Source organism: Acidocella aluminiidurans (genome assembly GCF_055383125.1).
Window position 1 is genome coordinate 2,948,058 of record NZ_AP031589.1, and the last position, 10,011, is coordinate 2,958,068.

The 10,011-nt window shown below is 63.2% G+C and carries 13 protein-coding genes and 1 pseudogene; 10 read left to right on the forward strand and 4 right to left on the reverse strand.

Translation table 11 applies throughout. The annotated features are described in order from the left end of the window. Window positions 1-155 precede the first annotated feature (155 nt). A complete protein-coding gene (locus ACZ46S_RS14550) occupies window positions 156-1,100 on the reverse strand; it encodes a LysR family transcriptional regulator (RefSeq protein ID WP_295745592.1) in 945 nt (314 codons plus the stop codon). A gap of 119 nt (window positions 1,101-1,219) precedes the next feature. Between ACZ46S_RS14550 and ACZ46S_RS14555 the strand changes: the two genes are divergently transcribed. From ACZ46S_RS14555 to ACZ46S_RS14580, 6 genes are all read left to right on the forward strand, one after another. Continuing rightward, on the forward strand, window positions 1,220-1,768 hold the full coding sequence (locus ACZ46S_RS14555; protein ID WP_464062307.1) for a carboxymuconolactone decarboxylase family protein: 549 nt from the start codon (window positions 1,220-1,222) through the stop codon (window positions 1,766-1,768). 90 nt (window positions 1,769-1,858) lie between these two features. Then, window positions 1,859-2,719 carry an alpha/beta fold hydrolase gene (locus tag ACZ46S_RS14560; protein WP_464062309.1) on the forward strand — a complete coding sequence of 287 codons (861 nt, stop codon included), beginning with the start codon at window positions 1,859-1,861 and terminating at the stop codon, window positions 2,717-2,719. Between the two features lie 96 nt (window positions 2,720-2,815). Next, window positions 2,816-3,199, forward strand: a complete 384-nt coding sequence (locus ACZ46S_RS14565; RefSeq protein ID WP_295745585.1) for a nuclear transport factor 2 family protein — start codon at window positions 2,816-2,818, stop codon at window positions 3,197-3,199. A gap of 37 nt (window positions 3,200-3,236) precedes the next feature. Next, window positions 3,237-3,701, forward strand: coding sequence for a nuclear transport factor 2 family protein (locus ACZ46S_RS14570; protein ID WP_464062310.1), 465 nt, complete (start codon window positions 3,237-3,239; stop codon window positions 3,699-3,701). Window positions 3,702-3,739: 38 nt separating this feature from the next. Then, the gene (locus ACZ46S_RS14575; RefSeq protein WP_295745579.1) at window positions 3,740-4,378 is read left to right on the forward strand and encodes an FMN-dependent NADH-azoreductase; all 639 of its coding nucleotides are present in this window, start codon (window positions 3,740-3,742) and stop codon (window positions 4,376-4,378) included. Window positions 4,379-4,402: 24 nt separating this feature from the next. Next, a complete protein-coding gene (locus tag ACZ46S_RS14580; protein WP_295745575.1) occupies window positions 4,403-5,311 on the forward strand; it encodes an alpha/beta fold hydrolase in 909 nt (302 codons plus the stop codon). A 451-nt stretch (window positions 5,312-5,762) separates the two neighbouring features. On the opposite strand, the gene ACZ46S_RS14585 is transcribed toward ACZ46S_RS14580, so the two are convergent. The 3 genes and pseudogenes from ACZ46S_RS14585 to ACZ46S_RS14595 form a co-directional block, all read right to left on the reverse strand. Next, window positions 5,763-6,230 carry a cysteine hydrolase family protein gene (locus tag ACZ46S_RS14585; RefSeq protein WP_464062312.1) on the reverse strand — a complete coding sequence of 156 codons (468 nt, stop codon included), beginning with the start codon at window positions 6,228-6,230 and terminating at the stop codon, window positions 5,763-5,765. Continuing rightward, on the reverse strand, window positions 6,227-6,448 hold the full coding sequence (locus ACZ46S_RS14590) for a hypothetical protein (protein ID WP_464062314.1): 222 nt from the start codon (window positions 6,446-6,448) through the stop codon (window positions 6,227-6,229). Before ACZ46S_RS14590 ends, ACZ46S_RS14585 begins: the two co-directional genes overlap by 4 nt. Window positions 6,449-6,541: 93 nt before the next feature. Beyond that, window positions 6,542-7,443, reverse strand: a pseudogene (locus tag ACZ46S_RS14595) (ROK family protein). A gap of 64 nt (window positions 7,444-7,507) precedes the next feature. Here ACZ46S_RS14595 and ACZ46S_RS14600 point away from each other — a divergent pair. Genes ACZ46S_RS14600 through ACZ46S_RS14615 form a run of 4 tightly spaced genes read left to right on the forward strand, consistent with a single transcriptional unit; the run spans window position 7,508 to window position 9,847 of the window. Beyond that, on the forward strand, window positions 7,508-7,744 hold the full coding sequence (locus tag ACZ46S_RS14600) for a sulfurtransferase TusA family protein (RefSeq protein WP_366516257.1): 237 nt from the start codon (window positions 7,508-7,510) through the stop codon (window positions 7,742-7,744). Beyond that, window positions 7,741-8,664 (forward strand): histone deacetylase family protein, encoded by a 924-nt coding sequence (locus tag ACZ46S_RS14605; protein WP_464062316.1) that lies wholly within the window; start codon window positions 7,741-7,743, stop codon window positions 8,662-8,664. Before ACZ46S_RS14600 ends, ACZ46S_RS14605 begins: the two co-directional genes overlap by 4 nt. Window positions 8,665-8,694: 30 nt before the next feature. After that, window positions 8,695-8,931 (forward strand): exodeoxyribonuclease VII small subunit, encoded by a 237-nt coding sequence (locus tag ACZ46S_RS14610; protein WP_008494182.1) that lies wholly within the window; start codon window positions 8,695-8,697, stop codon window positions 8,929-8,931. A 4-nt stretch (window positions 8,932-8,935) separates the two neighbouring features. Beyond that, window positions 8,936-9,847 carry a polyprenyl synthetase family protein gene (locus tag ACZ46S_RS14615; protein WP_464062318.1) on the forward strand — a complete coding sequence of 304 codons (912 nt, stop codon included), beginning with the start codon at window positions 8,936-8,938 and terminating at the stop codon, window positions 9,845-9,847. Window positions 9,848-10,011 lie beyond the last annotated feature (164 nt).

The following is a 10,011-nucleotide window of genomic DNA, read 5'->3' on the forward strand; positions in this document are numbered from 1 at the left end:
CGGGACCAGGGTGGCCGATGTCTGCTTTATGAAAACCGACCGGGGGGGCCGGAATGACCATAATGGGCGCGTTGCCGCCTTAACTAGCCTGCTCACCGGGCCATAGATGTCGATACGAATTAGCTGGCAACAGGCGGGTATGGTGGAACATATCTTCACGCAGCGCCGATGTTGTACGCTTGCTCCGCTTCGAACGCCTCTCGTACCGTCTTCACTCTTTGTTGCAGACGGGGCACGACAAAATCGAGAAACGCCCTGAGCTTCAAGGGCTGATGTTGGCGTGCGGCATGCACGATCTGTACCGGAATAGGAGCAGGAGCCCACTCTGTCAGAAGCGGCAAGAGGGTTCCGTCGCGGACGCTGTCCGCCGCTTGATAGGACATGACATAAGCGATCCCGATGCCCGCAACCGCACCGGCGATCACGGCGTCGGCCGTATTCACTGAAAAGCGCGGGCGCACGATGATTGTCTGTATTCCTTGAGGGCCGGCGAACGACCAGTCCCGCCAGAGTTCGAGGCCTTCATAGGCGATGCAATCAAAATTCATGAGATCGGCGGGTGAGGCAGGGCTACCCCGCCGCTCCACATAGCCGGGGCTGGCGCAGGTCACCCAGCGCACCTCGCCAACCCGCCGAGCAACCAGCGTGCTATCGGGCAAATTGCCGATTCTGACGGCGACGTCGATATGGGATTCGACCATATCGAGGACACCGTCGGTCAGGGCAAGCCGCACGCTGACCTCTGGATAGGCGCCAAGAAATTCATGAACGATTGGCGCGACATGCATCTTGCCAAACATAAACGGCGCGGTGATCAGAAGCTCCCCACGCGGCGCGCGATATTCACCTGACGCTGCCCGCTCGGCCTCAGCCAGTTCTTCAAGCACACGGCGGGCGGACGCCACGTAAGCCGTACCGGCTTCGGTCAGCAATAGCCTGCGGCTGGTGCGCACCACCAGTTGCGACCCGAGCAGCGCCTCAAGGTCGGATACCCGGCGGCTCACTGTCGGCAACGGAATGCCCAGTGCCCGCGACGCCGCAGAAAGACTACCCCCGTCAACCGCTGCGACCAGAGCGCGGAGTGCCTCAAACCGATCCATTCTACCTCTCGAATTCTGGAAGTCAGGCTTCCAAAGCTAGCACCTACAGTCGCTTCGCGGAAGGGAATATTGGTCTGCCCATGGCCCAATTGCAGTCCGCCCTACCAGGAGTGAAACCAATGTCCCGTATCCCAACGCTTGCCGTCGAGCACGCACCCGAGGCGTCGCAGCCACTGCTCGCCGCAGCCCAGACGCAACTCGGCATGGTGCCGAATATGTTTCGTATCATCGCCAACAGCCCGGCGGCGCTGGATGCCTATCTCGGTTTCTCCGGTGCGCTTGGCAAAGGCGCCCTCGCCGCGCCAACCCGCGAAAGCATTGCGCTGGCAGTCGCCGAAGTGAACGGCTGCGGCTACTGTTTGTCGGCGCATACCTATCTCGCCCGTAATCTCGCCCGGCTTGACGACGCGGAGATCACTGCCAACCGCAACGGCGCCTCCAATGATATCAAGGTTAATGCGGCCGTGCGCTTCGCCGCCAAGCTCGCCCGCGAGCGCGGGCAGGCGAGCGAAGCCGATATCGCAGCACTCAAGCAGTCCGGTTATTCGGATGCTGAGATTGTCGAAATCATCGCTCATGTAGCGCTCAACATATTTACCAACTATCTCAATGAAACGCTGAAAACCGAGATTGATTTTCCTGCCGTGCGGGCTCGCACAGCGGCCTGACCCCACGACGAGCCGCGTAAAAACCTAATGTGGGTGCGCGATTGCGCCTGCGAACTCTTCCTCACGTCCTGATCCCCAAGGGGAATTACCATGACTGTTCGTTTCAATACTGTCGACGTCGATGGCTTGAAGATTTTCTACCGCGAGGCCGGCGACAAAACCCGCCCCACGTTGCTGTTGCTGCATGGTTTCCCGAGTGCGAGCCATATGTTTCGAGACCTGATCCCAGAACTAGCGAACTCCTACCATGTCGTGGCACCAGACTTCCCGGGCTTCGGCATGACAGAGCAGCCAGCGCGCGACCATTTCGCCTATACGTTTGAGAACATCGCAAACATCATCTGCCGTTTCACTGAGGTGCTCGGCCTCCCCAGGTTCGCGATCTACGTCTTCGATTATGGCGCGCCAATCGGTTTTCGCCTGGCGGTCAAGCATCCCGAGCGGATCAGCGCCATTATCACCCAGAACGGCAATACGTATCTCGAGGGCGTGTCGGAGGCCTGGGCGCCGATACGGGCTTATTGGAACGAGCCGAGCCAGGCCCACCGCGATGCGCTGCGCGGCTTCCTCACGCCGCAGACGACGCTGTTCCAGTACACGCACGGCGTTGCAGACCCGAGCTTGGTCGCCCCCGATGGTCGAAATCTGGATGATTTCTATCTGGCGCGGCCGGGCAATGACGAAATCCAGCTCGACCTCCTGCTCGACTACCAGTCGAACCTGGCTCTGTACGGCACAATCCAGGCCTATCTGCGCCAACATCAGCCGCCGGTATTGGCTGTATGGGGCAAGAACGACCCGTTCTTCATTCCGCCGGGCGCGGAGGCCTTCAAGCGGGATGTTCCGTCCGCTGACATCCGCTTCGTCGAGAGCGGTCATTTCGCGCTGGAGACACATGCCGCCGAGATAGCTGCGGCAATGCGGGAGTTCCTCGCCAAGCACGTTGGCTGATGCCGCCGTTCGGAGCACCAGCGGCCGGAATTTTCTGTTCATCCCCGGATGCGGCGCAACGAACGCACCCACCGCCATATGTCAAGGAGTTTCCCAATGAACACGCCCACCGACATTGTTCGCAGCTTTTACGACAAACTCGCCGCTGGCGACGCTCCTGGCGCGCTGGGCCTGATGGAAGCCGACATCGAGTGGATTACGATGTGGCACTACAGGGTTGATGGCCGCGGGCCTGAGCATGTGGCCGAAGGCCTGTTCAAACCGCTGATAGCAGAATGGTCAAGCTTCACGCTTGTCCCGAGCGAGTTCATCGCCGAGGGCGATACGGTGGTGTCGCTCGGCGACTTCACGGGTGTGCATGGCACGACGGGCAAGAAAGCCGAGGCCCGCTATGCCCATGTCTGGACACTCAAGGACGGCAAGATCACCCGCTTCCGCCAGTACATCGATACCCTGGCCGTGGCCGAGGCCCGCAGGTGATCCGCCGCGCCGTTCTGCCACAAAAAGGAGATGAATTATGAGCCGTCCACTCTTTCCTCCATTCACCGAGGAGACCGCGATCCAGAAGGTCAGAGCCGCCGAAGACGGCTGGAACACACGAGACCCCGCCCGCGTGGCGCTGGCTTATACCCCCGACAGCCAGTGGCGGAACCGGGCGGAATTCCCGTGTGGCCGTACTGAAATCGAGGCGTTTCTCACGCGCAAATGGAGGCGCGAACTTGATTACCGGCTCATCAAGGAACTTTGGGCCTTCGCCGGCAACCGTATCGCCGTGCGCTTCGCCTACGAATATCACGATGACAGCGGGCAATGGTTTCGTGCCTATGGCAACGAGAACTGGCAGTTTAACGCCGAAGGGCTGATGAAGCTGCGCTTCGCCAGCATCAACGAGCATCCGATCGCGGCCGCGGAGCGGAAGTTCCATTGGCCGCTGGGCCGCCGCCCTGACAACCATCCCGGCCTTACCGAACTAGGATTTTGATCCGCGCCTTTGCCGCAATCATTCAGTTGGAGACTGCCATGACCAAGCTGTTGTTCGTTCAAGCCTCGCCACGCGGTGGCCACTCCAAGTCGATCCAGGTTGCCGAGGCTTATCTCGCGACGCTTCGCGCGGCGAATCCCGGCCTGGAGGTTGATACCCTGCCGCTCTGGGAGACTGATCTGCCGGTCTTCGACGGCGACAAGGCTGCAGCGAAGGTCAACGTAATGCTCGGACAGGAGCATGACACGGTGCAGAAGACCGCATGGGACCAGATTGTCGAGGTCGCCCATCGTTTCATCGCGGCGGATCGCTATCTCTTCTCTGTGCCCATGTGGAACAGCGGCATTCCTTATAGGCTGAAGCATTATATCGACGTTATTCATCAGCCGGGTCTGCTATGGGGGCTTAAACCTGAGTCCGGTTATTTCGGCTTGCTGGAAAACAAACATGCGACCCTCGTGCTGACTGCGGGCGCTTATTCGCCTCCTTCTCCGTCGCCGGCGTTCGGGGTGGACCACCACTCCACTTATCTCCGCGCCTGGCTGAACCAAGCCGGCGTCACCGCCATAGACGAGATTCGTTTTCAGCCGACTCTGCTGACACCGGATGCCGCCGGTGATTTTGACCGTGCCAAACAGGCCGCCATTCGGCTCGCCCAGATGCATGGTGGCGTTTGAACTCAAAACTTCAGGAGCAGTATCATGAACATTAAGACAAGTATGCCGGCCGCCGCACCGCTCCAGTCGATCACGGCCACGACAACGTATCACCGCGTGCAGGTGAACGGCGTGGAAATATTCTATCGCGAGGCAGGCTCAAAGGACGCCCCCACGATTGTACTGCTACATGGCTTTCCTTCCTCTTCACGCGGATTTGACTCGCTCATTCCGCTGCTCGCGACACACTACCATCTCATTGCACCGGATTTCCCCGGCTTCGGCCAGAGCGATGCGCCATCGCCCTCATCCTATACCTATACCTTCGATCATCTGGCAGAGACCATTGGCAATTTTCTGAAGCAGTTGGAAATCACTAACTATACGATTTTCTTGCACGATTATGGTGCGCCGGTGGGTTTCCGCATCATCCTGGCGCAGCCGGAGCGGGTGCGCGCCCTCATCGTCCAGAACGGCAACGCCTACGATGCTGGCCTGGGCGTTAAATGGGCTAAGATTGCCGAATACTGGGCGGACCCGAAGGCTCACCCTGAGGTAGTAGACGCATTCCTGTCGTTTGAAGCGACAAAGCAGCGCCATATAGCGGGCACATTGCATCCTGAGCGATATAATCCTGACACGTGGACCGACGAATACGCCCATCTCTCAAGGTCCGGCCAACGCGAAATCCAAACAGAATTGCTCTATGACTACCGGACTAATGTTGCATCCTACTCGAAATGGCAGGCGTGGCTGCGCGAGCACAAGCCGCCGGCGCTGGTAGTATGGGGGGCAAACGATCCGTCTTTTATCGCTGCGGGCGCCCAAGCATTCAGGCAGGATTTGCCGGACGCCGAGATCCATCTGCTCGACGCTGGCCACTTCGCCATGGACGAACAGACCGATGAGATCGCACGTCTGATATTGAATTTCATGGCTAAACTTCCAGCCTGACGCCTAGCAAGTGAGCAAACTGTCGCAATAATCTTCAAACCAGACAGGTTGGACTATAGATCTCGCATGGCGGGAGCCGGCATGCTCGATTGAACCTCGGACACGGAACTTCAATCGAAAGGCCCGAACGGCGGTTTGTTGCTATCTCGACATGGACCGCGCGGCTCTAGACATCGCCTATAAAAACTTCAAGCCGGTGCAGACTATCTGGAAAGGCAGCAGACGGCGGGGAGCGGCCAGCAGGGGTGCACAATCTTCTACCAACTCTTCTTTATGTCGATATTAGGTAAGCTAGCTTGCCCCCAAAATGGCCTTGATGGGCGCCCGGCCGACCCAAGTCTTCCAGTCATTGGAATGTCGGCTTTCGGGCGTCCCGTTGAGACGCCCTAATGACAGGGTTGGGCGCATAGTGTCCGCTTTTTAGTGACAATTTTCGTAGCACAGCCCCCCCCTACACCACAGCCAACAACGCCCCCGACTCCGCCACAGCCCCAAACACCCCACCCTGCATCGTCACCATTTTCAGCGCCGCCGCATGGTTGCCCGCATCCGTCGCGGCACAGCAATCCTCCAGAATCACGCACTCAAACCCGCGATCATTCGCCTCGCGCATGGTGGTGTGCACGCACACATCCGTGGTGATGCCGGTCAGCACCAGATTGCGGATCCCCTTCTGCCGCAAAATCAGCTCCAGATCCGTCGCACAGAACGAACCCTTGCCCGGCTTGTCGATAATCACCTCGCCCGGCAGCGGCGCCAGTTCCGGGATGATCTCCCAGCCCGGCTCGCCGCGCACCAGAATCCGCCCGCACGGCCCCGCCTCGCCAATCCCCGCCCCGATCCGGCGCGAGCGCCAGCGCTTGTTCGCCGGCAGATCCGCCAGATCCGGCCGATGCCCCTCGCGTGTATGGATGATCATATAACCCCCGCCCGCATCGCCCCCAGCACGGCCTGGATCGGCCCGATCGGCGCGCGGGTCAGCGCGATGTCATAGCCCATCTTGTCCACATAGCCGCCAGGGCCGCAGAAATCCGTCTGCATGTCGATAATCACCAGCGCCGTCGTTTCCGGCGCCAGGCTGCCATCATAGGGCCAGGGATAGGGGCGGGCGGCGATGCTGCGGCTCGGCTGGGTCATGGCGCTCCTCGCTGGAAACTGCGCGCGGCCGCGAACGCCGCGCATGCGGCGGGTGTTGCAAGCCGCGTGCCAGCGCCCGCATCGCCTGGGCGTTCAGCCGTGAGGCGCCGGCCACAGCCAGGCCGCCCCGCGCACGCCCGAGCTATCCCCATGCTTCGCCTGCACGATGTGCGGCGCCACCTGGTCGGAGAACACATAAGGCCGCATCAGCCGGGGCAACTGCTCATAGAGATGCGCCATGTTGGAAACCCCGCCGCCGAGCACGATGCAGTCCGGGTCCAGCAGATTGGTGATCACCGCCAGCGCCCGGGCCATCCGGTCCGCGTGCCGGGCCAGCGCCGCCTGCGCCTTGTCGTCCCCGGCGGCGGCGCGCGCGGGCAGGGAGCCGGCATCGTGATAGCCCGGCCCGTCGCATTCGCGCGCCAGCGAGGGGCCGGCAAGATACAGCTCCAGGCAGCCGGTCTGCCCGCACCAGCAGCGCGCCAGCGGCAGCTCGTCCGGCTGCGGCCAGGGCAGGGGGTATGGCCGAACTCCCCGGCCAGACGGTGCCGCCCTTCCAGAATCCGCCCATTCACCACAATCCCCGCCCCGGTGCCGGTGCCGATGATGATGCCGAACACCACCCCCGCCCCCGCCGCCGCGCCATCCACCGCCTCGGAGAGGGCAAAGCAATTGGCATCATTCGCCACCCTCACCTCGCGCCCGAGCAGGGCGGCCAGATCGCGGTCGAAGGCATGGCCGTTCAGCGCGTTGGAATTGGCGTTCTTCACCAGCCCGGTGGCGGGCGAGATGCAGCCCGGTATCCCCACCCCAACCGTGCAAACCTGCCCGCTCTCCTGCTCCGCCTCGGCCACCAGCGCCGCGATGTTGCGCAAAGCCGCCTCATAGCCGGGCGGGGTCGGGCGGCGGCGGCGCAGCAGCGCGCGCCCATCCTCCGCCAGCAGAATGATTTCCGTCTTGGTGCCGCCGAGATCGATGCCGATGCGCTGGGTCATAGGCCGGGTTCTGGGCCGAAAGCTCATCTTGCTCAAGCCCGCGTGAAGGCGCATGATTCGCGCCATGGGAGAAACTCTAATCGACGCGCAATACCAGAAATCGCCCATCCCCGTGCTGCGCGCGGCCCGCGCCCTGCGCGCCATGGCGCCGGGCGAGAAATTGCGCATCCTGGCGACGGACCCAGGGGCGGTGGCGGATTTCCGGGAGTTCTGCAAAACCAGCGGCCATGCCTTGATCGCCGCCAGCGAGGCCAAGGGCGTGTACAGCTTTTCGCTGAAACGTGGCGGCCAGCCCGGATGAGTGTGGCGCTGTTCACGCATCCGGCGGCGTTGGGGCATGATACCGGTCCGGACCATCCCGAATGCGCGGAACGGCTGCGCTATGTGCTGCGCGCGCTGGACGCGCCGGATTTCTCGCATCTGCTGCGCGAACTGGCCCCCTTGGCCACGCCCGCGCAGCTGAAGGCCGCGCACGATGCGGATTATATCGACGCCGTACTGGGCTGGTCCGGCGCGCCGGTGCGCCATATCGATGGCGACACGGTTTTCGGCCCCGGCACGCGTGAGGCCGCCTTGCGTGCCGCCGGCGGCGCCGCGGCGGCGGTGGATGCGGTGATGGAAGGCTGGGCGCAGGCCGCCTTCGTCGCCATGCGCCCGCCCGGCCACCATGCCGAGGCCGACCGGCCGATGGGCTTCTGCTTCTTCAACAACGCCGCCGTGGCCGCCCGCCAGGCGCAGCGCAAATGGGGCCTCACCCGCATCGCCATCGTCGATTTCGATGTGCATCACGGCAACGGCACCCAGCATATTTTCAGCCAGGACCCGCAGATCTTCTACGCCTCCTCGCACCAATCCCCCTGCTTTCCCGGCACCGGCGCGCAGAGCGAGACCGGGGTGGGCAATATCCTCAACATCCCGCTGCCCCCCGGCGCCACCGGCGAGCTCTTCCGCGCGGCCTGGAGCACGGCCCTGCTCCCCCGCCTGGCCGATTTCGCCCCGCAGATCCTGATCCTCTCCGCCGGCTTCGATGCCCATGCCGCCGACCCGCTGGCGCAGCTGCGGCTGAAAGAGCCGGATTTCGCCTGGGCCACCCGCGAATTGCTGGCCATCGCCGATGCGCATTGCCCCGGCCGCGTCGTCTCGCTGCTGGAAGGCGGCTATGACCCCACCGCTTTGGCGCAAAGCTGTGCTACGCATGTGCGCGCGCTGATGCGGTTGTGATTCCCGCGCGGCGCGGCTACGGGAGCATTCATGACTGATCAATCCGATATTGCCGCCCTTTCGTTCGAGGACGCCCTGGCCGCCCTGGAAGCCATCGTGCGCGGGCTGGAATCCGGCCAGCAGAAGCTGGAAGATGCGATCACCGCCTATGAGCGCGGGGCGGCGCTGAAGAAACATTGCGAGGAAAAACTGGCCCAGGCGGAAGCCCGGGTGCAGGCCATCGTGGCGCGGGCGGATGGCTCGCTCGCCCTCAAGGACGGAGAGTAAGACCATGGCGCTTGATGTGGTACCCAAGCCGGACGCGCTGGGCGAGGCGCTGGCCGAGGTGGCAAGGCTGGTGGAGGCGCAGCTCGACGCGCTGCTGCCGGTGCCCGAGACCGCCGAGGCGAAGCTGATGGAGGCGATGCGCTATGCCGTACTGAATGGCGGCAAGCGCATGCGCGCCTTTCTGGTGATGGAGGTGGCCAGGCTGTTCTCGGTCAACCGCACCTGTGCCGCGCGCGTCGCCGCCTCGGTGGAGATGCTGCACGCTTATTCGCTGGTGCATGACGATCTGCCGGCGATGGATGACGATGATCTGCGCCGCGGCCAGCCCAGCTGCCACAAGAAATTCGACGAGGCCACCGCGATTCTGGCCGGTGACGCGCTGCAGACCCGCGCCTTCGAGGTGCTGGCCGAGGAAGACACGCATGGCGATGCCGAGGCGCGCATCGAGCTGGTGCTGGCGCTGGCCTCGGCCTCGGGCATGCGCGGCATGGTCGGCGGGCAGATGATCGACATGGAATCCGAGGGCAAGACGCTGTCAGGGGCCGAGATCACTCGGCTGCAGGCGCTGAAGACCGGCCGGCTGATCCAGTACGCCGCCGAGGCCGGGGCGATTCTGGGCCGTGCGCCCACCGCCCAGCGCCAGGCGATCATCGCCTATGGGCGCGATCTCGGCGCGGCCTTCCAGATCTATGACGACGTGCTGGACGAGACCGCCACCGCCGAGGAAATGGGCAAGACCGCCGGCAAGGACGCCGCCTCCGGCAAGGCGACCATGGTCGCGGTGCTGGGGCTGGAGCGCGCCCGCGCGCAGGCCGAGCGTCTGGCCGAGCAGGCGGCGGCGCATCTGGAGAGCTTTGGCGAGCGCGCCGCCTTGCTGCAGGCGCTGGCCCGCTTCACCGTCTCACGCAAGAGCTGAGCGCGCTTTCACCCGGCTGCCCAAAACCGCGCCGTGGGGGGAATCTGAAACAGGCAGGGCCGGGTTCGGTCCTGCCTTTTTAAATGGCCGGGCGGGCAACTTACCGTTGACAGGCCGGGTGGGTGGGGTGGACACTCCGCGGGTTGGGACGGGTGTGGAGTAGA

Excerpts from the sequence above, each read along its gene's own strand:
- ACZ46S_RS14550 (WP_295745592.1), bottom strand. The coding sequence starts at position 1,100 with ATGGATCGGTTTGAGGCACTCCGCGCTCTGGTCGCAGCGGTTGACGGG.
- ACZ46S_RS14555 (WP_464062307.1), top strand. The coding sequence starts at position 1,220 with ATGTCCCGTATCCCAACGCTTGCCGTCGAGCACGCACCCGAGGCGTCG.
- ACZ46S_RS14560 (WP_464062309.1), top strand. The coding sequence starts at position 1,859 with ATGACTGTTCGTTTCAATACTGTCGACGTCGATGGCTTGAAGATTTTC.
- ACZ46S_RS14565 (WP_295745585.1), top strand. The coding sequence starts at position 2,816 with ATGAACACGCCCACCGACATTGTTCGCAGCTTTTACGACAAACTCGCC.
- ACZ46S_RS14570 (WP_464062310.1), top strand. The coding sequence starts at position 3,237 with ATGAGCCGTCCACTCTTTCCTCCATTCACCGAGGAGACCGCGATCCAG.
- ACZ46S_RS14575 (WP_295745579.1), top strand. The coding sequence starts at position 3,740 with ATGACCAAGCTGTTGTTCGTTCAAGCCTCGCCACGCGGTGGCCACTCC.
- ACZ46S_RS14580 (WP_295745575.1), top strand. The coding sequence starts at position 4,403 with ATGAACATTAAGACAAGTATGCCGGCCGCCGCACCGCTCCAGTCGATC.
- ACZ46S_RS14585 (WP_464062312.1), bottom strand. The coding sequence starts at position 6,230 with ATGATCATCCATACACGCGAGGGGCATCGGCCGGATCTGGCGGATCTG.
- ACZ46S_RS14590 (WP_464062314.1), bottom strand. The coding sequence starts at position 6,448 with ATGACCCAGCCGAGCCGCAGCATCGCCGCCCGCCCCTATCCCTGGCCC.
- ACZ46S_RS14600 (WP_366516257.1), top strand. The coding sequence starts at position 7,508 with ATGGGAGAAACTCTAATCGACGCGCAATACCAGAAATCGCCCATCCCC.
- ACZ46S_RS14605 (WP_464062316.1), top strand. The coding sequence starts at position 7,741 with ATGAGTGTGGCGCTGTTCACGCATCCGGCGGCGTTGGGGCATGATACC.
- ACZ46S_RS14610 (WP_008494182.1), top strand. The coding sequence starts at position 8,695 with ATGACTGATCAATCCGATATTGCCGCCCTTTCGTTCGAGGACGCCCTG.
- ACZ46S_RS14615 (WP_464062318.1), top strand. The coding sequence starts at position 8,936 with ATGGCGCTTGATGTGGTACCCAAGCCGGACGCGCTGGGCGAGGCGCTG.